This is a genomic window from Streptomyces sp. NPDC089424 (assembly GCF_044749345.1).
GTDB lineage: Bacteria > Actinomycetota > Actinomycetes > Streptomycetales > Streptomycetaceae > Streptomyces.
In genome coordinates this window covers 546,830-568,468 of the sequence record NZ_JBIVHU010000003.1, presented here as the reverse complement: position 1 = coordinate 568,468, position 21,639 = coordinate 546,830, and the positions used below count along the sequence as shown (strand labels likewise).

The 21,639-nt window shown below is 72.6% G+C and carries 11 protein-coding genes; 10 read left to right on the top strand and 1 reads right to left on the bottom strand.

What is annotated here, in order from left to right:
- Positions 1 to 99 precede the first annotated feature (99 nt).
- The 6 genes from ACIP2X_RS17535 (at position 100) to ACIP2X_RS17510 (ending at position 10,183) form a co-directional block, all read left to right on the top strand.
- Complete coding sequence (locus ACIP2X_RS17535; RefSeq protein WP_401673535.1) at positions 100 to 1,884, top strand: ABC transporter ATP-binding protein; 1,785 nt, start codon at positions 100 to 102, stop codon at positions 1,882 to 1,884.
- Entirely contained in the window at positions 1,881 to 3,737 is a 1,857-nt protein-coding gene (locus ACIP2X_RS17530; protein WP_401673532.1) for an ABC transporter ATP-binding protein, read from the top strand. Before ACIP2X_RS17535 ends, ACIP2X_RS17530 begins: the two co-directional genes overlap by 4 nt.
- A gap of 34 nt (positions 3,738 to 3,771) precedes the next feature.
- Complete coding sequence (locus ACIP2X_RS17525) at positions 3,772 to 5,526, top strand: ABC transporter transmembrane domain-containing protein (protein ID WP_401673530.1); 1,755 nt, start codon at positions 3,772 to 3,774, stop codon at positions 5,524 to 5,526.
- Positions 5,523 to 7,307 carry an ABC transporter ATP-binding protein gene (locus ACIP2X_RS17520; RefSeq protein WP_401673527.1) on the top strand — a complete coding sequence of 595 codons (1,785 nt, stop codon included), beginning with the start codon at positions 5,523 to 5,525 and terminating at the stop codon, positions 7,305 to 7,307. The genes ACIP2X_RS17525 and ACIP2X_RS17520 overlap by 4 nt, the downstream gene beginning before the upstream one ends.
- A gap of 250 nt (positions 7,308 to 7,557) precedes the next feature.
- Positions 7,558 to 9,609: a M4 family metallopeptidase gene (locus ACIP2X_RS17515; protein WP_401673524.1), complete on the top strand. Its 2,052-nt coding sequence runs from the start codon at positions 7,558 to 7,560 to the stop codon at positions 9,607 to 9,609.
- A gap of 64 nt (positions 9,610 to 9,673) precedes the next feature.
- The gene (locus tag ACIP2X_RS17510; protein ID WP_401673522.1) at positions 9,674 to 10,183 is read left to right on the top strand and encodes a DUF1990 family protein; all 510 of its coding nucleotides are present in this window, start codon (positions 9,674 to 9,676) and stop codon (positions 10,181 to 10,183) included.
- Between the two features lie 55 nt (positions 10,184 to 10,238).
- Here ACIP2X_RS17510 and ACIP2X_RS17505 read toward each other — a convergent pair whose 3' ends face one another.
- Positions 10,239 to 12,857, bottom strand: coding sequence for a glycosyltransferase family 1 protein (locus tag ACIP2X_RS17505; RefSeq protein WP_401674487.1), 2,619 nt, complete (start codon positions 12,855 to 12,857; stop codon positions 10,239 to 10,241).
- A 636-nt stretch (positions 12,858 to 13,493) separates the two neighbouring features.
- On the opposite strand from ACIP2X_RS17505, the gene ACIP2X_RS17500 reads away from it, so the two are divergent.
- The 4 genes from ACIP2X_RS17500 (at position 13,494) to glgB (ending at position 21,594) form a co-directional block, all read left to right on the top strand.
- Positions 13,494 to 15,584, top strand: coding sequence for an alpha-1,4-glucan--maltose-1-phosphate maltosyltransferase (locus ACIP2X_RS17500; protein ID WP_401673520.1), 2,091 nt, complete (start codon positions 13,494 to 13,496; stop codon positions 15,582 to 15,584).
- Positions 15,581 to 17,281 (top strand): maltose alpha-D-glucosyltransferase, encoded by a 1,701-nt coding sequence (treS, locus tag ACIP2X_RS17495; RefSeq protein ID WP_401673518.1) that lies wholly within the window; start codon positions 15,581 to 15,583, stop codon positions 17,279 to 17,281. Before ACIP2X_RS17500 ends, treS begins: the two co-directional genes overlap by 4 nt.
- Positions 17,282 to 17,415: 134 nt before the next feature.
- Positions 17,416 to 18,816 (top strand): phosphotransferase, encoded by a 1,401-nt coding sequence (locus tag ACIP2X_RS17490; protein WP_401673516.1) that lies wholly within the window; start codon positions 17,416 to 17,418, stop codon positions 18,814 to 18,816.
- Between the two features lie 21 nt (positions 18,817 to 18,837).
- The gene (glgB, locus tag ACIP2X_RS17485) at positions 18,838 to 21,594 is read left to right on the top strand and encodes a 1,4-alpha-glucan branching enzyme (protein WP_401673513.1); all 2,757 of its coding nucleotides are present in this window, start codon (positions 18,838 to 18,840) and stop codon (positions 21,592 to 21,594) included.
- Positions 21,595 to 21,639 lie beyond the last annotated feature (45 nt).

Genomic DNA, 21,639 nt, shown 5'->3' with positions numbered 1-21,639 from the left:
GGCGGCAGGCGAACGCGCAGGTCGTAGGTCCATCGGCGGACGGCGGTCCGGCCAAAACTCGGTAGGCGTTGTCAGTGCCGATCCGTAGGCTCGCTCCTGATGCCCACGACACGTGCCACCTCGCCCCGCGACCGCTCCGCCGTCCGCTCGCTGCTGCGCCTGTGGCCGTATGTCAGGCCGGTGCGGGCCCGCCTGTTCACCGCCGCGTTCGTCGCGATCGTGGCGTCCTGCGTCGGGCTGGTGATCCCGCTCGTGCTCAAGTGGCTCGTCGACGGGCCGATCGCCGGCCGGGACCCGGCGGGCGTGTGGCTGGGCGCGCTGTTCCTGCTGCTGCTCGGGCTGGGCGAGGCCGTGCTGTTCGGGCTGCGCCGGTGGCTCGTGGCGCGCCCGCTGGCGGGGGTGGAGGCGGCGATGCGCGCGGATCTGTACGGGCATCTCCAGCGGCTGCCGGTGGCGTTCCACGACCGCTGGGCCTCGGGCCAGTTGCTCTCCCGGGGCACCACCGATCTGATGCTGGTGCGGATGTTCCTGGCCTTCCCGCTGACGTTCCTGCTGGTCAACGGAGTGACGATTCTCGTCGGCGTGATCATCATGCTGGTGCAGGACCTCACGCTCGGGCTGGTGATCCTCGGGCCCGCGGTGCCGGTGATCGTCAGCTGCGCGATCTTCGAGAAGCGCTACGCCGAGGTGGCACGGCGGGCGCAGGACCAGGTCGGCGATCTCACCACGGTCGTCGAGGAGGGCGTGCTCGGCATCCGCATCATCAAGGGGTTCGGGCGGCACCGCAGTCAGGCGCGGGCGTTCCGGGAGCTGGCGCGCACGCTGCGCGGGACGGAGCTGACCAAGGCCCGGCTGCTGGCGGCGATCCTGAGCGTGATCGTGACGCTCCCGGAGGCGGCCATCGGAGCGGCACTGGTGCTCGGCGCCGTGCGGGTGGCCGACGGAGACCTGTCGGCGGGCACGCTCGTGGCCTTCCTGTCCACGGCGCTCGCCCTGCGGTGGCCGGTCGACTCGATCGGCTTCCTGCTGGCGATGAGCCAGGAGGCGGCGACGGCCACCGAGCGGTACTTCGAGGTGATGGACGCGCAGCCGGAGACGGCCACCAAGGCGGCGGGCACGGCGGCGGACGTCCACGACAGCGGACTCCGCTTCCACGCCGTCAGCTTCCGCTACCCCGACGCCCCCACGGGCTCCCCACCCGTCCTCGCCCATGTCGACCTGCACGTCCGCCCCGGCGAGTCCATGGCCCTGGTCGGGGCGACCGGAAGCGGCAAGACCACCCTCACCGCGCTGGTCCCACGGCTGCACGAGGTGACCGGGGGCCGGATCACGCTGAACGGCGCCGACATCGCCGCCATGTCCCGCGAGGAACTGCGCGCCCGGGTCGCCGTCGCGTTCGAGGAGCCGACGCTGTTCTCCGCCAGCGTCGGGGAGAACGTGCTGATGGGCGCCTCCGACGAGGCCGGGCCCGCCGATCTGGACCGCGCCCTGTCCGTCGCCCAGGCCGGGTTCGCGCACAGGCTGCCGCAGGGCACGGACACCCAGGTCGGCGAGCAGGGCCTGAGCCTGTCCGGCGGTCAGCGGCAGCGGCTGGCGCTGGCCAGGGCCGTCGTGGGACGCCCGGAGTTCCTGGTACTGGACGACCCGCTCTCGGCGCTGGACGTGCACACCGAGGCCGCCGTGGAGGAGGCGCTGCGCGAGGTGCTCGCCGACACCACCGCCCTGATCGTCGCGCACCGCCCGTCCACGGTGCTGCTCGCCGACCGGGTCGCCCTGCTGTCCGGCGGCCGGATCACGGCCGTCGGCACCCATCACGAACTGCTCCGCGACAACGCCGAGTACGCCCATCTGATGTCCGGTACGGAACTGGAGGCAGCCCGGTGACCGCGTCCACCTCCACGCCCGCCCCCGTCACCGACGAGGAGCCGGCTCAGCCGCCCGGGGCGGGCGACCCGTTCGACAAGGACGTCCTGCCCACCCCGCCGGGCGCCACCGGGACGCTGCTGAGGTCGCTGCTCGCGCCGATGAAGGCCAGGGTCGCGCTGACCACGCTCCTGCTGTTCCTCGGACAGGCGGCGGTGCAGGCGGGCCCGCTGCTGGTGGCGTACGCGATCGACCACGCCGTGCCCGCCTTCCGCGCCCACGACCAGGGGCCGCTGATCGCGGTGGCGGTGGGCTACCTGCTGTGCGCGGCCGCCTCCGGCGCGCTCCAGTACGCCTTCGTCGTCACCTCCGCCCGGGTCAGCCAGGACGTGCTCCTCGATCTGCGCGGCCGGATCTTCCGGCACGCGCAGGCGCTGAGCGTCGACTTCCACGAGCGCTACACCTCGGGCCGGCTGATCTCCCGTTCCACCACCGACGTCGAGTCGCTGCGCGAGCTGCTGGAGGAGGGCCTGCAGGAGCTGGTGACGGTGATCCTGTCGTGCGTGTACGTCGCGGCGATCCTGCTCTGGCTGGATCTGGGCCTGGGCGCCGTGGCGGTGGCGTCGTTCCTGCCGCTGTGGTGGCTGGTACGGCTGTACCAGCGGCGGGCGCGGAAGGTGTACACGACACGGTCGACGGCGATCGCCGCGGTGATCGTGAAGTTCGTGGAGACGATGAACGGCATCCGCCCGGTGCGCGCGTTCCGCCGGGAGGCCGCCAACGACGCCGAGTTCCGGGTGCTCAACCGGCGGCACGAGCGCACGAACGGCGACGCGCTGCTGGAGATGGCCCGCTACGTCGTCGGCTCCCGGGTCGTCGGCAACACGGCGGTCGCGCTGATCGTCCTGTGGGGCGCCCACCGCGTCGCGGACGGCACGCTGGCGCTCGGCGTGCTCGCGGCGGCGGTGCTGTACCTGCGGCGGATGTACGACCCGATCGACCGGTTCGGCATGTTCCTCAACTCCTACCAGTCGGCGGCGGCCTCACTGGAGAAGATCGCCGGGCTGCTCGCCCAGACGCCCTCGGTGCCGGAGCCGTCCGCGCCCAGGGAGTTGCCGCCGCTCGCCTCCGAACACCCCGGCCGCGAGGTCGTCTTCGACGGTGTGCGCTTCGCCTATCGCACCGGCGGCGAGGTACTGCCCTCCTTCGACCTCGCGATCCCGGCCGGGCAGACGGTCGCGGTCGTCGGCTCCACGGGTGCCGGCAAGTCGACCCTGGCCAAGCTGCTGGCCCGGTTCTACGACCCGACCGACGGGCGGGTGCTGCTCGACGGGGTCGACCTGCGGGAGCTGGCCGTGCCGGAACTGCGGCGCGGCATCGTGATGGTGACGCAGGAGTCGTTCCTGTTCTCCGGCACGGTCGCCGAGAACATCGCCGTCGGGCGGCCCGACGCGAGCCGTACGGAGATCGAGGCCGCCGCCAAGGCCATCGGCGCGCACGACTTCGTCGCCGCGCTGCCCGACGGGTACGACACGGACGTCCGCAAGCGCGGTGGCCGGATCTCGGCCGGTCAGCGTCAGCTCGTCGCGTTCGCGCGGGCGTTGCTCGCGGACCCGGCGGTGCTGATCCTCGACGAGGCGACCAGTTCGCTGGACATCCCCGGCGAGCGTGCGGTGCAGCGGGCGATGGCGACCGTGCTGAAGGGCCGGACGGCCGTCGTGATCGCGCACCGGCTGTCCACGGTGGAGATCGCGGACCGGGTGCTGGTGATGGAGCACGGCCGGATCGTCGAGGACGGCAGCCCGGCCGAACTGATCGCGGGGACGGGCCGGTTCGCGGGGCTGCACCGGGCGTGGCAGGACAGTCTGGCGTGAGCAGGGGAACGGGTCACGGGAAGCGAGCGGCGCGATGATCGACGCGTACGAGGACCCCGGCACCCCCGACGTCCGGGGTCCCGCCCGCTATCTGTGCTGGCTGGTGCGCAGCCAGCCGGGCCGCTCGGCCGCGGGGGCGCTGTTCGGGGTCGTGTCGCTGGCGCTGCCCGCGCTGGTGCCGTATCTGCTGGCCCGCGCGATCGACGACGGGCTGGAGCCCGGTGACCGGGCGGCGCTGTTCGGCTGGGCGGCGGCCGTGCTGGCGGCGGGGGCGGTCGACGCCTGGCTGAACATCGCCCGGCACCGCACGATGACCAGGGTCCGGATGGACGCCAACTTCCGCACGGTCAAGGTCGTGATCGGTCAGGCGGTCCGCCTCGGCGCCTCGCTGCGCCGGCAGGTCACGGCCGGGGAGGTCGTCACGATCGGCGTGGGCGACGTGCAGACCGTCGCCACCGCCCTGACGGTCATCGGCCCGGGCCTCGGCGCGGTCGTCGCGTACGGCGTCGTCGCCGCGCTGCTGCTGTCGGTCTCCCCGCTGCTGGCCGCGGTCGTGCTGCTGGGCGTGCCGGTGACCGGCGTCCTGGCCGGGCCGCTGATGAGCCGCCTGCAGGGCACCGAGACGGCGTACCGGGAGGCCCAGGGCACGCTCACCGCGCGCATCGGGGACATGGCGGGCGGGCTGCGCGTGCTGGGCGGCCTCGGCGGCAAGGAGCTGGTCGCCGGGGCCTTCCGCGGGGACTCCCGGCGGCTGCGCGACGACGGGTACCGGGTCGGCGCCGTGACCAGCTGGATCCAGGCGCTCGGCCTGGGCCTGCCGACGGTGTTCCTGGCCGTGGTGACCTGGCTCGCGGCCCGGCTGGTGGCCCAGGGGGCGATCACCGTGGGCGAGTTGGTCTCGGTCTACGGCTATGTCGCGGTGCTGGTGGTGCCGGTGGCGTACTTCCTGGAGTTCGGCCAGCAGGTCAGCCGCGGACTGGTGGCCGCCCGCCGGATCGTGGGGTTCCTGCGGCTCGACCCGCCGGCCGGCGCCGGGGCGCACGACGCCCCGGCCGAGCCGTCCGCGCTCGACGACCCGGAGTCGGGCGTGCGGGTGCTGCCGGGCCGGCTGACCGCGCTCGCCTGCGAGCGGCCCGCCGACGCGGCGGAGATCGTCGACCGGCTCGGGCGGTACGCGCCCTCGGACGTCACCTGGGGCGGGCTACGGCTGGACGAGATCGCGCTCGCCCAGGTGCGGGAGCGGATCCTGGTCGCGGACCACGAGGCCGATCTGTTCGCGGGAACGCTGCGCGAGGTGGTCCTCGGGCGGCGTACCGACGCCGGCGACGCGGCCGTCGCGCGGGCCGTGCGGGCGGCCGTGGCCGAGGACGTCGTGCGCGGGCTGCCGGACGGGCTCGACTCCCGGATCGACGCGCAGGGACGCAATCTCTCCGGCGGTCAGCGCCAACGGGTGCGGCTGGTGCGGGCGTTGCTGGCCGACCCCGAGGTGCTGCTCGCGGTGGAGCCGACGTCCGCGCTCGACGCGCACACCGAGGCGGCCGTGGCGCGTCGGCTGCGGGAGGCCCGCCAGGGCCGTACCACCGTCGTCACCACCACCTCGCCGCTGGTGCTGGACCGGGCGGACACCGTGTACTTCCTGGTGAACGGCAAGGTCGAGGCGAGCGGCACCCACCAGGGGCTGCTGGATCACGCGCCCGGGTACCGGGCGCTGGTGGCCCGGGACGCGGAGGCCGACGGGGACGAGGGGGCCGATCCGTCCGGTATCGGCGCCGAGGAGGCCGTGCGATGACGTCCGGGAAGGCGCCGGGCGCCACCGCGGAGCCGACGGGCCGGCTGCCCGTCGCCGGGCCCGCCGAGGTGCGGCGGGCCCTGGCCTCGCTGGTCCGGGCCGACGGGCGGCTCTTCGCCGCGGTACTGGCGCTGAACGCGCTGGCCGCCGGGGCCGGGCTGGCCGGGCCGTGGCTGCTGGGCACGATCGTCAACGAGGTCCGGGCGGGCGCCGGCGTCGACGTCGTCGACCGGCTGGCACTGGCCCTCGTCGGCTGCGCGCTGGCGCAGTTGCTGCTGTCGCGGTGGGCGCGCTACGCCGGGCACCGGTTCGGTGAGCGGACACTGGCGCGGATCAGGGAACGCTTCGTCGACCGGGCGCTGTCGCTGCCCGCCTCGGTCGTGGAGCGGGCCGGAACCGGTGATCTGACGGCCCGGGGCACCGCCGACGTCACCGCCGTCGGCACGACGCTGCGGGACGCCGGTCCGGCGCTGCTCATCGCCTCGGTGCAGGTGCTGTTCCTGTTCGGCGCGGTCGTCGCGCTGGACCCGCTGCTCGGTTGCTGCGCGCTGCTGGGCTGGCTCGGCATCTGGTTCCCGCTGCGCTGGTACCTGCGCCGGGCGCGCTCCGCCTACCTCGACGAGGGGGCGGCCACCTCGGACGTCGCCGAGGTCCTCACCGCGACGGCGGCCGGCGCCCGCACCGTCGAGGCCTTCGGTCTGCAGCGGCACCGGATCGCGGCGAGCCGGGACGCGCTGGCACAGGCGCGGCGCACCCGGCTGCACACCCTGCGGCTGCGCAGCGTGTTCTTCCCGGCGGCGGACTTCTCGTACGCCTTCCCGGTGGTGGCCGTGCTGCTGGTCGGGGGGTTCCTGCACGAGCGGGGGACGGTGACCCTGGGCGCGGTGGTGGCGGCCGCGCTGTATCTGCGGCAGGTCACCGAGCCGTTGGACACGATCCTGATCAGGGTCGAGCAGTTGCAGATGAGCAACGCCTCCTTCGCCCGGGTGGAGGGCCTGGCGCTGGCGCCCCGGTCGGCGCCGGCCGACTCTCCCGATCCGGACGGCGACCGCATCGACGTGCGGGGCGTGCGCTACTCGTACGACCGGGGCGGGGAGGTGCTGAGCGGCGTCGACCTGACGATCCGGCCCGGTGAGCGGCTCGCGGTCGTCGGCCCGTCGGGTGCGGGCAAGTCCACGCTGAGCCGGCTGCTCGCCGGTGTCGACTCGCCGGGTGCGGGCAGTGTGACGGTGGGCGGGGTGCCGGTCGCCGGTCTGGGGCCGGAGCGGCTGCGCCGCCAGGTCGCGCTGGTCACGCAGGAGCACCATGTCTTCCTCGGTACCGTCCGCGACAATCTGCTGATCGCGGAACCGGCGGCCACGGACGCCCAGTTGTGGACCGCCCTCGACACGGTGGGCGCCGACGCCTGGGTGCGCGGGCTGCCCGGCGGCCTCGACGCCGAGCTGGGCACGGGAGGGGTCCGCACCGACGGCTCGCAGGCCCAGCAGCTCGCCCTGGCCCGCGTCGTGCTGGCCGACCCGCACACACTGATCCTCGACGAGGCCACCGCCCTGCTCGACCCGGCGACGGCCCGGCACACCGAGCGTGCCCTGGCCGCCGTGCTGCGGGGCCGCACGGTGATCGCCATCGCCCACCGGCTGCACACCGCGCACGACGCGGACCGGGTGGCGGTGATGGAGTCGGGGCGGATCACCGAACTCGGCACGCACGACGAACTGGTGGCGGCGGACGGCGCGTACGCGCGGCTGTGGCGCACCTGGCACGGCGAGCCGGCCGGGTAGAAAGGCGTCCCGTTCGTATACCGAACGCGAACTCCCGGACAACGAACCATTTCCGGCCAAACTCTTGACGCGCTCCTGACAGGTCGCGCCCGTGGTGTCACGCTTCACACGGCCACTCCACAGCAACCCCACCTCCATGCCGCTGTGTTGTTCCCGTGGCCGTCCGCACCTGGTTTCGCGTTCTGCCCGGACGGCCTGACGCCGCCCGGCTCCCCTGGCCGTGTGAACCACGGCCACGCAGAAGGAGTCAGTGTTGAAGAGCAGTTCCTCATCGAGCAACCGTTCCTCCCACAGACGCACCCCCCGCGTCGCGGCCGTCGCCCTCGTCGGCGTCGCCGCGTTCCTCGCCGCCGCCGTGCAGTCCGGCGCCGCGGCAGCCCCCGCGGACTCGGCGCCCTCGGCGTCGGCGAAGGCCGACCCGGGCTCCCTGCCCGTCAAGCTCACTCCGGCCCAGCGCGCGGCGCTGATCCGCGAGGCCGACGCCGGCAAGGCGGACACCGCACGGGAGCTGAGCCTGGGTTCCCAGGAGAAGCTCCTCGTCCGGGACGTCGCCAAGGACGCCGACGGCACGGTCCACACCCGCTACGAGCGGACCTACGCCGGCCTGCCGGTCCTCGGTGGTGATCTGGTCGTCGAGACGTCGAAGGCCGGTGCCACCGAGAGCGTCACCAAGGCCACCCGCGCCACCATCGAGGTGCCCTCGCTCAAGCCCGCGATAGCCGGGGCGCAGGCGGAGCGGCAGGCGCTCGGCGCCGCCCGCGCCGAGGACGCCAGGAGCCCCGAGGTCAGCGGCGAGCCCCGCAAGGTCGTCTGGGCCGCGAACGGCGAGCCGGTCCTCGCCTACGAGACGGTCGTCGGCGGCCTCCAGCACGACGGCACCCCGCAGGAGCTGCACGTCGTCACCGACGCCGGCACCGGCGAGAAGCTCTTCGAGTGGCAGGCGGTCAGGAACGGCACCGGGCACACGGTCTACAGCGGCACGGTCCCGCTCACCACGACCCAGTCCGGCTCGACGTACAACCTCACCGACGGCGCCCGCGGCAACCACCGCACCTACAACCTGAACCGCGGCACCTCCGGCACCGGCACGCTCTTCTCCGGCCCGGACGACGTCTGGGGCAACGGCACGCCCTCCAACGCGGAGTCGGCCGGTGCCGACGCCCACTACGGGGCCGCGCTGACCTGGGACTACTACAAGAACGTGCACGGCCGCAACGGCATCCGCGGCGACGGCGTCGGCGCCTACTCGCGGGTCCACTACGGCAACAACTACGTCAACGCCTTCTGGTCGGACAGCTGCTTCTGCATGACCTACGGCGACGGATCGGGCAACGCCAACCCGCTCACCTCGATCGACGTGGCCGCCCACGAGATGACCCACGGCCTGACCTCGGCCACCGCGGGCCTCATCTACAGCGGCGAGTCCGGCGGCCTGAACGAGGCGACGTCCGACATCCTCGGCGCGGCCGTCGAGTTCTACGCCAACAACTCCTCCGACGTCGGTGACTACCTCATCGGCGAGGAGATCAACATCAACGGCGACGGCACGCCGCTGCGTTACATGGACAAGCCGAGCAAGGACGGCGCGTCGAAGGACAACTGGTACTCGGGCATCGGCTCGATCGACGTGCACTACTCGTCCGGTCCCGCGAACCACTTCTTCTACCTGCTGAGCGAGGGCAGCGGCGCCAAGGTGGTCAACGGCGTCAGCTACGACTCGCCGACCGCGGACGGCCTCCCGGTGACCGGCATCGGCCGGGCCAAGGCCGAGCAGATCTGGTTCAAGGCGCTCACCACGAAGTTCACGTCGACCACCAACTACGCGGCCGCGCGCACCGGCACGCTCGCGGTCGCCGGTGAGCTGTACGGCACGACGAGCACCGAGTACAAGGCGGTGCAGGACGCGTGGGCGGGCGTCGCGGTCGGTTCGCGGCCCGGCGGCCCCGGCGGCGGCACCTCCTTCGAGAACACCGCCGACGTGGCGATCCCGGACAACGGCGCGGCCGTGACCTCGTCGGTCACCGTGTCCGGCCGGGCGGGCAACGCCCCGGCCAACCTCCAGGTCGCCGTCGACATCGTGCACACCTGGCGCGGTGACCTGGTGATCGACCTGCTGGCCCCGGACGGGACGGCGTACCGCCTGAAGAACTTCAGTTCCTCGGACTCGGCGGACAACGTCAACGCCACCTACACCGTCAACGCCTCCTCCGAGGTCGCCAACGGCACCTGGCGGCTGCGGGTGCAGGACCAGGCGGCGCAGGACACCGGCTACATCAACAGCTGGAAGGTGACGTTCCCGTAGAGCGGTTCGTGACGGCGGCACCCGGCGGGCGGTCGACGCCGGGTGCCGCCCTACTCTTGGCCGCATGTCGTTCACGTACGAGGATGTCGGCGCGACCCGCGAGACGGGTTTCTGCCCACCCGGCTTCCATCCCCTGCATGTGCGCACCCGCATCGGCGAGGGCGAGCGGGTGTTCCGGCGGGCCGCCGACGCCGTGGGCACCTGGGAGATGCACCGCGCCGCCGGCCTGGGCGTCGAGGCCGCCGCGGACCGCGCCGCCCCCGGCGTCGACGTCACCGTCACGCTCGCCGGCCTGATCAAGGCGCCCTGCCGGGTCGTGTGGACGGTCTCCGAGTACCGCCGCGCCGGCTGGGCCTACGGCACCCTGACCGGCCACCCGGAGTGCGGCGAGGAGGCCTTCGTGGTCGAGCGCACCGGGGACGGCACCGTGTGGCTGACGGTGTCGGCGTTCAGCCGCCCCGCCAAGTGGTACGTCCGGGCCGGCGGCCCGGCGAACCGGGGGCTGCAGTCGGCGTACGCGCGGCGGTGCGGGAAGGTGCTCCGCCGGCTGTGCGAGCCGGAGAACGAGTACTGAGCACCGCAACCCTGGGGATCTCTCGGCCAGTACCTCCCGCACCGCGCCCGGCGCGTCAGCGCAGCAGCACCCCGGCCCCCTCCGCCACGTCCTCCGCCGGCACGGCCACCAGCCCGAGTTCCGCGCCGGTCGCCAGCAGGCGGTGGGCGGGCAGGATGCGGACCGTGTAGCCGTAGGGGCCCGTCCGGTCCAGGGCGAGCGGGCCCTCGTACATCCAGCGCCCTTCGAGGTCCGGCCCGCCCGCCGGCTTCAGCGGGACCGCGGTGGCGTCGGCGATGCGGTCCTCGGGGTCCACCCGGCCGGAGACCGCCTGGACCTCCACGTCGTCGGGGGCGAGGTCACCGAGGGCGACCCGGACGCGGAGGGTGAGGGTGGAGCCGAGCTCGGCCGTGGCCGTGGTCGCGGACGTCTCGACGTGGTCGACCCGCACACCGGGCCAGGAGCGGCGTACCCGGGCCTTCCAGTCGGCCAGTTCGCGGGCCGCGTCCGGCACCATCGCGCGGTGGGCGCGGGCCGCGGGCGCGTACAGCCGCTCGACGTACTCGCCGACCATGCGGCCCGCCAGCACCTTCGGGCCCAGCAGCATCAGCGTCCGGCGGACCATCTCGATCCAGCGGTCGGGCAGTCCGCCGGTGCCGCGTTCGTAGAAGCGGGGGGCGATCCGCTGTTCGAGCAGGTCGTACAGCGCCGCCGCCTCGATGGCGTCCCGACGGTCGGCGTCCGTGCCCGCGCCGTCCGCGGTCGGGATCGCCCAGCCGAAGTCGGGCTGGAACCACTCGTCCCACCAGCCGTCCAGCACGGAGAGGTTGAGGCAGCCGTTGAGCGCGGCCTTCATCCCGCTGGTGCCGCAGGCCTCCAGCGGACGCAGGGGGTTGTTCAGCCAGATGTCGCAGCCGGGGTAGAGCTTCTGCGCCATCGCCATGCCGTAGTCGGGCAGGAAGACGATCCGGTGCCGTACCCGAGGGTCGTCGGCGAACCGGACCAGCTCCTGGATGAGCCGCTTGCCGCCGTCGTCGGCCGGGTGCGCCTTGCCCGCGACGACGATCTGGATCGGCCGCTCGGGATGCAGCATCAGATCCATCAGCCGGTCGCGGTCCCGCAGCATCAGCGTCAGCCGCTTGTACGAGGGGACGCGCCGCGCGAACCCGATGGTGAGCACGTCCGGGTCGAGCACTCCGTCGATCCAGCCCAGCTCGGCCGTGCCCGCCCCGCGCTGCCGCCAGGAGGCCCGCAGCCGCTCCCGCACCTCGGTGACCAGCTGTTCGCGCAGGTCGCGGCGGAGGTCCCAGATGTCCTGGGCGGGGATGTCGGCGACCGCGTCCCAGCGGTCGGAGCCCCCGCCGGTGAAGGCGTCCTCGACGCGCTGGGCGCCCACCTGCCGGGCGCCGAGCCGGAACACCTCGGGGGCGATCCAGGTCGGCGCGTGCACACCGTTGGTGACGGAGGTGATCGGCACCTCGTCGGGGTCGAACCCGGGCCAGAGCCCGGAGAACATCCCGCGGCTGACGTTGCCGTGCAGCAGGGAGACGCCGTTGGCGCGCTGGGCCAGGCGCAGCCCCATCACGGCCATGTTGAACAGGTTGGGCTCCCCGCCGGGATAGGTCTCCATGCCGAGTCGCAGGATGCGCTCGACGTCGATGCGCGCGAGCTCGGCGTCGGGCCCGAAGTGCCGGGCGACCAGCTCGCGGTCGAAGCGGTCGATGCCGGCGGGGACGGGGGTGTGCGTGGTGAAGACGGTGCCGGCCCGCACGGCCTCCAGGCCCGAGTCGAAGTCGAGTCCGGCGTCGCAGAGTTCGGCGATCCGCTCCAGGCCGAGGAACCCGGCGTGCCCCTCGTTGGTGTGGAACACCTCGGGCTCGGGATGCCCGGTGAGCCGGCAGTACGTCCGCACGGCCCGCACACCTCCTATGCCCAGCAGCATCTCCTGCAACAGCCGGTGCTCGCTGCCGCCGCCGTACAGCCGGTCGGTCACACCCCGCTCGCCGAGGTCGTTCTCCTCGACGTCCGAGTCGAGCATCAGCAGCGGCACCCGGCCGACCTGGGCCAGCCAGATCCGGGCGCGCAGCCGGCGCCCGCCGGGGAGGGCGAGGGTCACCTGGGCGGGCGTGCCGTCCTCCTCCTTGAGCAGGGCGACGGGCAGCTCGTTGGGGTCGAGGACTGGGTAGTGCTCCTGCTGCCAGCCGTCCCGGGAGAGCGTCTGCCGGAAGTAGCCGTGCCGGTAGAGCAGCCCCACCCCGATCAGCGGTACGCCGAGGTCGCTGGCCGCCTTGAGATGGTCTCCGGCGAGGATGCCGAGACCACCGGAGTACTGCGGCAGGGCCGCCGTGATGCCGAACTCCGGGGAGAAGTAGGCGACGGCGGCGGGCAGGTCGCCGGACTGCGCCTGGTACCAGCGCTCTCCGGTGACGTAGTCGGCCAGGTCTCCGGAGACGGTGGTCAGCCGGCGCAGGAAGCGGCGGTCCTCGGCCAGCTCGGCGAGCCGCGCGGGCGGGACACTGCCCAGCAGCCGCACCGGGTCACCGCCGGACGCGGCCCACCGCTCCGGATCGACGGACTGGAACAGCTCGCGCGTCTCCGTGTGCCAGGACCAGCGCAGATTCCGCGCGAGATCACTGAGCGGCCGTAGGGGTTCGGGGAGAACGGGTCGGACGGTGAATCGACGGATCGCCTTCACATTCCACCTCGTCAGCGTGCGGACAAGGACGCACGGCGGTGTGCGTCCGGTCATCGATGTCGACGGTAGTGGCTACCCGGCGTCGCCGGGGCCGACTCAGGGCGCGCCTCGGGAACGACCGCCGTCCGCCCCCGATGGGTGATATGGCCGATTCCACCCGCACACACGTCCATCGGGTGGTTCGGGACGCGCGCTCGACGTCCGCGCCGGGGCGAGCGCCGGTGAGCACGGGGTGAGATTCGGCCATATTTACGGCACTGCGCCGAACGGGTCACACACGCCCAACTGCACGACGTCGTGGGCAAGTCCGCCGCCACCCGAGGGCATCCGTGTCACCGCGCGTCCCGGGCGCCGCCTCGGGCACGTCCCGGCGCGGGGCCCGGTTCACCGAACGCACTTCTTCAAGTCCCGCGGCCGTAGCGGCGCATTCGGGACCTGGTGCGAGCATCGGCCCCGTACGTCCGGAACGGGGCCGGTCTTGAGCGTAGACATACGCGCGGGTAGTTAACAAAGTGCCGGATTGCCCACCCGAATAGGGTGGGAAGGCTCCTGCGGTACGCCCCACAGGCACACCCGCGCACGACCCTCCTCCCCACCAGCCATCCGCCCACCCAGTTGACGCGGAACGGAGCGGTGATGCCCGCAACGCACCACTCGTCAGCACCTCCGACAACCAGTACCGAGAGCACGGGAGCACCACCGGTGCACCCCGCCGACACCGGCCCGCCCGCCCCGGAGCCGGCCTCCCCGGACGAGAGCACCGCCGTCGGGCGCATACCCGTCCTCGACGTCCGCCCCGTCGTCCAGCACGGGCGCCGCCCGGCAAAGGCGGTGACCGGCGAGACGTTCGAGATCTCGGCCACCGTCTTCCGCGAGGGTCATGACGCGGTCGCGGCCAACCTCGTGCTGAGGGACCCGGACGGCCTGCCCGGCCCCTGGACGCCGATGCGCGAACTGGCCCCCGGCACCGACCGCTGGGGCGCCACCGTCACCGCCGGCCGGGCCGGCCTGTGGACGTACACCGTGGAGGCCTGGGGCGACCCGGTCAGCACCTGGCGCCACCACGCCGAGATCAAGATCCCCGCGGGGATCGACACGGACCTGGTCCTGGAGGAGGGCGCGCGCCTGCACGAGCGCGCCGCCGAAGGGACCCGCGACACCGAGCGCTCCGTGCTGCTCGCCGCCGTCGACGCCCTGCGCGACGAGTCCCGCCCCGCCGCTTCCCGCCTCGCGGCGGCGCTGACGCCGGAGGTGGACGAGGTGCTCGGGCGGTGTCCGCTGCGGGAGTTGGTGACGGCGTCGGATCCGCTGCCGCTGCTGGTGGAGCGGGAGCGGGCGCTGTTCGGGTCCTGGTACGAGTTCTTCCCGCGGTCCGAGGGCACGCGGGAGCGGCCGCACGGCACGTTCCGTACCGCCGCGCGGCGCCTGCCGGCGATCGCGGCGATGGGCTTCGACGTGGTCTACCTGCCGCCCGTCCACCCGATCGGCACCACCTTCCGCAAGGGCCCCGACAACACCCTCTCCGCCGGCCCCGACGACGTGGGGGTGCCCTGGGCGATCGGCTCGCCCGAGGGCGGGCACGACGCGATCCACCCGGACCTGGGCACCCTGGAGGACTTCGACTGGTTCGTGGCCCGGGCCCGGGCGCAGGGGCTGGAGATCGCGCTGGACTTCGCGTTGCAGTGCTCGCCGGACCACCCGTGGGTGGAAAAGCACCCGGAGTGGTTCCACCACCGCCCGGACGGGTCCGTCGCCTACGCGGAGAACCCGCCGAAGAAGTACCAGGACATCTATCCGCTGGCCTTCGACCGGGACATGGACGGCCTGGTCGCCGAGACCCTGCGGGTGCTGCGGCACTGGATGTCCCACGGTGTGCGCATCTTCCGTGTCGACAACCCGCACACCAAGCCGGTGGTGTTCTGGGAACGGGTCATCGCCGACGTGAACCGCACCGACCCGGACGTGATCTTCCTGGCCGAGGCGTTCACCCGGCCCGCGATGATGCACGCCCTGGCCCAGATCGGCTTCCAGCAGTCGTACACCTACTTCACCTGGCGCAACACCAAGCAGGAGCTGACGGAGTACCTCACCGAACTTTCGGGTGAGGCGGCCTCCTACATGCGGCCCAACTTCTTCGTCAACACGCCGGACATCCTGCACGCCTACCTCCAGCGGGGCGGCCGGCCCGCCTTCGAGGCCCGTGCCGTCCTGGCCGCCACCCTCTCCCCCACCTGGGGCGTCTACTCGGGCTACGAACTCTGCGAGAACGTCCCCCTGCGCGAGGGCAGCGAGGAGTACCTCCACTCGGAGAAGTACCAGCTCACACCCCGTGACTGGGACGCCCCGCACAGCATCGCCCCCCTCATCACGCGGCTCAACGCGATCCGCAGGCAGCACCCGGCGCTGCGGCAGCTGAGGGACGTGCACTTCCACGACGTCGACAAGGAAGCGGTGATCGCCTACTCGAAGCGGTCGGGATCGAACACGGTTCTGGTGGTCGTCAACCTCGACCCCCACCACACCCAGGAGGCCACGGTCTCGTTGGACATGCCGCAACTCGGCCTGGACTGGCACGAGTCGGTGCCGGTGCGCGACGAGCTCACCGGCGAGACCTACCACTGGGGCAGGGCCAACTATGTGCGCCTGGAACCCGGCCACCGGCCGGCGCACATTCTGACCGTCCTGCGACCGTCCACCCCGCAGATCGGAGGGTCACCCACAACATGATCGTCAACGAGCCCGTGCCGGACACCTTCGAGGACACGCCCGCCAAGGACCGGGACCCCGAGTGGTTCAAGCGTGCCGTCTTCTACGAAGTCCTCGTCCGCTCCTTCCAGGACAGCAACGGCGACGGCGTCGGCGACCTCAAGGGCCTGACCGCCAAGCTCGACTACCTGCAATGGCTCGGCGTCGACTGCCTCTGGCTGCCGCCCTTCTTCCAGTCGCCGCTGCGCGACGGCGGCTACGACGTCTCCGACTACACCGCGGTGCTCCCCGAGTTCGGCGACCTCGCCGACTTCGTGGAGTTCGTCGACGCCGCCCACCAGCGCGGCATGCGCGTCATCATCGACTTCGTCATGAACCACACCAGCGACCAGCACCCGTGGTTCCAGGAGTCCCGCAAGGACCCCGAAGGCCCCTACGGCGACTACTACATGTGGGCCGACGACGACAAGCAGTACCAGGACGCCCGCATCATCTTCGTCGACACGGAAGCCTCCAACTGGACCTTCGACCCGGTCCGCAAGCAGTACTTCTTCCACCGCTTCTTCTCCCACCAGCCGGACCTCAACTACGAGAACCCGGCCGTCCAGGAGGAGATCCTGTCGGCGCTGCGCTTCTGGCTGGACCTCGGCATCGACGGCTTCCGGCTGGACGCCGTGCCCTACCTCTACGCGGAGGAGGGCACCAACTGCGAAAACCTTCCGGCAACCCATGAGCTCCTGAAACGGGTGCGCAAGGAGATCGACGCGCACTACCCGGACACGGTGCTGCTGGCCGAGGCCAACCAGTGGCCGGAGGACGTCGTCGACTACTTCGGCGACTACGCCTCCGGCGGCGACGAGTGCCACATGGCCTTCCACTTCCCGGTCATGCCGCGCATCTTCATGGCCGTCCGGCGGGAGTCCCGCTACCCGGTCTCGGAGGTCCTCGCCAAGACCCCGGCGATCCCCTCCAGTTGCCAGTGGGGCATCTTCCTGCGCAACCACGACGAGCTCACGCTCGAGATGGTCACCGACGAAGAGCGCGACTACATGTACGCGGAGTACGCCAAGGACCCGCGGATGCGCGCCAACATCGGCATCCGCCGCCGGCTCGCCCCCCTGCTGGACAACGACCGCAACCAGATCGAGCTGTTCACCGCCCTGCTGATGTCGCTGCCCGGCAGCCCGATCCTGTACTACGGCGACGAGATCGGCATGGGCGACAACATCTGGCTCGGCGACCGGGACGCGGTGCGCACGCCGATGCAGTGGACTCCGGACCGCAACGCCGGGTTCTCCTCCTGTGACCCCGGCCGCCTGTCCCTTCCGGCCATCATGGACCCCGTCTACGGCTACCAGGTGACCAACGTCGAGGCGTCCATGGCGTCGCCCTCGTCGCTGCTGCACTGGACCCGCCGCATGATCGAGATCCGTAAGCAGAACCACGCCTTCGGGCTCGGCTCGTACACCGAACTCCAGTCGTCCAACCCGGCCGTACTGGCGTTTCTGCGGGAGCACGGCGACGACCTCGTGCTGTGCGTGAACAACTTCTCCCGCTTCCCGCAGCCGACCGAACTCGACCTGCGCGCCTTCAGCGGACGCCATCCGGTCGAGCTGATCGGCGGGGTGCGTTTCCCCGCCATCGGCGAACTGCCGTACTTGCTCACCCTCGCGGGGCACGGCTTCTACTGGTTCCGGCTCCGCAAGGACGCCGTCTAGAAGGCCCGGGGCGGGGCGGTTTCTACCGTCCCGCCCGGGGCACGCATCAGTAACACCCCGTCCGCCCGCGTGAGCCGACACCGGCTGACAGCGCCCCCCCAGGGCGAACCGGAGAAGGGGAAAGGACGCACGCCATGTCGGAAGCCGTCACCCACCCCGCCACGGCCGGCCCCGGCCTCCTCGTGTCACTGGATCCACTGCTGCGGGACTGGCTGCCACGGCAGCGCTGGTTCGCCGGCAAAGGACGTCCGGTCACCGGGTTCACGCCGGTGGCGGCCACCGAGCTGCTGCCACCGGGCGGCAAGCTCGGCCTGTACCACCTGCTCGTCCAGGTCCACCAGCCGCACCCACCGGTGCAGGGCACCGGCACCGCCCCGGCCCCCGGCGACTGCTACCAGCTCCTGATAGGAGTGCGCGAGGCGCTGCCGCCCCGGCTGGCGCCCGCGCTGATCGGCCACGTCACCGAGGGCCCGCTCGCCGGACAGACCGTCTACGAGGCCCTGTACGACCCACGGCCCGCCGAAGTGCTCCTGGAGGCCCTCCGCACCCAGGCCCGCATTGGCCACCTGCGCTTCGAACGTGACCCGCACCGGGAGATCCGGCCCGGACTGGTGAGCCGCGCGGTCACCACCGAGCAGTCCAACTCGTCGGTGATATACGGAGATACGTTCATCCTGAAGCTCCTCCGCCGCATCGTGCCGGGCGTCAACCCCGACCTGGAGCTGCCGCTCGCGCTGGCCCGCGAGGGATGCCCCCGGGTGCCCGCGCCGACCGCCTGGCTGGGCGCCGAGCTCGCCGGGCAGTCCTACGTCCTCGGAGTCCTCCAGCCCTACGTCCAGGGCGCCGCCGACGGCTGGGAGCTGGCCCTGCGCGAACTGGCCAAGGGGGAGGACTTCAGCGCCGAGGCGCGGGCCCTCGGCCGGGCCACCGCCGAGGTGCACACGGCGCTGGCCCGCGCCCTGCCGACCGTCACCCTCGGCCACACCCAGCTGCGCTCGACGGTCGACGGCATGCTCGGGCGCCTCGACCTCGCCGCACAGGCGGTACCCGCGCTCGGTCCGTACGTCCCCGGACTGCGCTCCACGTTCGAGGCGCTGGCCGACCTCGCGGCCGAGGGCCAGACCTGGACCGCCCAGCGGGTCCACGGCGATCTGCACCTCGGCCAGTGCCTGCGCTCACCGGCCGGCCAGTGGTCGCTGATCGACTTCGAGGGCGAACCGGCCAAACCGCTCGCCGAACGCCGGATGCCGCAGCCCGCCGTGCGGGACGTCGCCGGGATGCTGCGCTCCTTCGACTACGCCGCCCACTCCGTGCAGCCCTCGGTGCCGGGCTGGGCGGAACACTGCCGGGCCGCGTACTGCTCCGGCTACGCCGAGGCGGCCGGCCGCGATCCACGGACCGACCCGGTGCTGCTGCGTGCCCATGAGACCGACAAGGCCGTTTACGAGGTCGTCTACGAGGCCCGCCACCGCCCCGACTGGCTCCCCGTGCCGTTGTCGGCGATTCGGCGCCTCGCCTCGACCCAACCGACCTGACCCTCCCAGGAGGCTCCGCCCGTGACCCCCCGACCCACCTCCTCCGCCAGCGGCTCCGACCCGAACACCACGGCCGGGCAGGCCACGGCCCCCCAGGAGAAGGCCGCCGTGCCGAAACAGGCGACCGCGCCCGAGGGGACGGCCGCGCCGGCGAAGAAGGCCGCCCAAAAGAAGGGGGCGGCGAAGAAGGCCGCCGCGAAGAAGGCCACCGCCAAGAAGGCGGCCCCTGCGAAGAAGGCGGGCGGTGCCAAGAAGGCGGCCGCGAAGAAGACGGCGGTGGAGGCGACGCCGGCGACGAGGACGGCCGCCGGGAAGGCCTCCGACGCGAAGTCCGCGGCCGAGAAGGCGGTGGCCAAGAAGGCCGTCACCAAGAAGGCCACGGCGAAGACGGCCACGGCGAAGACGGCGAAGACGGCCACGGGCACGGCGGCGGCCGCGAACAAGTCCGCCGCCGCGAAGAGCGCGCCCGCGAAGAAGACGGCGGCCAGGAAGACCCCGCCGGCCGAGCCCGCCACCCCCGCCGCGCCGACCGCCGCGCGGAAGAAGGCCGCCGTCGAGGCCGCCCCCGCCCCGGTCCCGTCCACCCCGGTCTCCCCCGCCCTCGGCGCCGCCGACCGCGGTCGGCTGCTGACCGGCGCCCACCACGATCCGCACGCCGTCCTCGGCGCCCACCCGGCGCCGGACGGCGGTGTGATCTTCCGCGTCTTCCGCCCCTACGCCCTGTCCGTCACGGTGGTGGCCGGCGACCGCAGGCACGAACTCCACGACGACGGCGACGGCTTCTTCTCCGCGTCGCTGCCGCTCGCGGAGGTCCCCGACTACCGGCTCGCCGTGACGTACCGGGACGCGGTCCAGGACACCGACGACCCCTACCGCTTCCTGCCCACCCTCGGCGACCTCGACCTGCACCTGATCGGCGAGGGCCGGCACGAGCAGCTGTGGCGGGCGCTCGGCGCCGAGCCGATGACGCACCAGGGCGTGACCGGCACCCGCTTCACGGTGTGGGCGCCGAACGCGCGCGGGGTGAGCCTGGCCGGCGGCTTCAACCACTGGGAGGGCACCGGCTTCCCGATGCGCTCGCTGGGCGGCACCGGGGTCTGGGAGCTCTTCGTGCCCGGCATCGGTGAGGGCGAGCTGTACAAGTTCGAGATCACCCGGCCCGACGGTTCGAAGACCCTGCGGGCCGACCCGATGGCCCGCCGCACCCAGGCCCCGCCGGACACCTCCTCCATCGTGACCGCCTCGCACCACGAGTGGGGCGACGCGCAGTGGCTGGAGCAACGGGGAAGGGTGCCCGCGCACGAGGCCCCGTTCTCCGTCTACGAGGTGCACCTCGCCTCCTGGCGCCCGGGGCTGACCTACCGGCAGCTGGCGGAGGAACTGCCCGCCTACGTCAAGGAGCTGGGCTTCACCCACGTCGAGCTGATGCCGGTCGCCGAGCACCCCTTCGGCGGCTCCTGGGGCTACCAGGTCACCGGCTTCTACGCGCCCACGGCCCGCCTCGGCACCCCGGACGACTTCCGGTACCTCGTCGACGCCCTGCACCGGGCGGGCATCGGCGTCCTCATGGACTGGGTGCCGGCGCACTTCCCCCGGGACGACTGGGCGCTCGCGGAGTTCGACGGCCGTCCGCTGTACGAGCACGCCGATCCGCTGCGCGCCGCCCACCCCGACTGGGGGACGCTGGAGTTCGACTTCGGCCGCAAGGAGGTGCGGAACTTCCTGGTCGCCAACGCGGTCTACTGGTGCGAGGAGTTCCACATCGACGGGCTGCGCGTCGACGCCGTCGCCTCCATGCTCTACCTCGACTACTCGCGCGAGCCGGGTCAGTGGACGCCGAACGAGCACGGTGGCCGGGAGAACCTGGACGCGGTGGCGTTCCTCCAGGAGATGAACGCGACGGTGTACCGCCGGGCACCGGGCGTCGTCACCATCGCCGAGGAGTCCACGGCGTGGGACGGCGTCACCCGGGCCACCCATCACAAGGGCCCGAGCGGGTTCGGCGGGCTGGGCTTCGGGCTGAAGTGGAACATGGGCTGGATGCACGACTCGCTCGAGTACATGAGCAAGGAGCCGGTCCACCGCAAGTACCACCACCACGAGATGACCTTCTCGATGGTGTACGCGTACAGCGAGAACTACGTGCTGCCGATCTCGCACGACGAGGTCGTGCACGGCAAGCGGTCGCTGGTGTCGAAGATGCCGGGCGACTGGTGGCAGCGGCGCGCCAACCACCGCGCCTACCTCGGCTTCATGTGGGCCCACCCGGGCAAGCAGCTGCTCTTCATGGGCCAGGAGTTCGCCCAGGGCGCGGAATGGTCCGAGGCGAACGGCCCGGACTGGTGGCTGCTCGACCCGCAGTACGGGGCCGAGGCCGACCACCGTGGCGTGCGCGACCTGGTCCGGGACCTCAACGCCTGCTACCGGCACACGCCGGCCCTGTGGCAGCGCGACACCCACCCCGAGGGCTTCCGGTGGGTCGTCGGCGACGCCGCCGAGGACAACGTCCTGGCCTTCCTCCGCCACGACGCCGACGGCACCCCGCTGCTGGCGATCAGCAACTTCTCCCCGGTGGTCCGCCACGACTACCGGGTGGGCGTCCCGGACGAGGTCCCGGCCTGGCACGAGTCCCTGAACACGGACGCCGCCCGCTACGGCGGCAGCGACGTGACGAACCCCGACCCGATGAAGCCGGAGGCCCTCCCCTGGCACGGCCACCCGGCGAGCATCCGTCTGACGCTGCCCCCGCTGGCCACGGTCTGGCTGCAGCCGTCGTGACCGCCCGGCCCACCCGCCCGGCCGCGGTCGGGCGGTGGGTGGGCG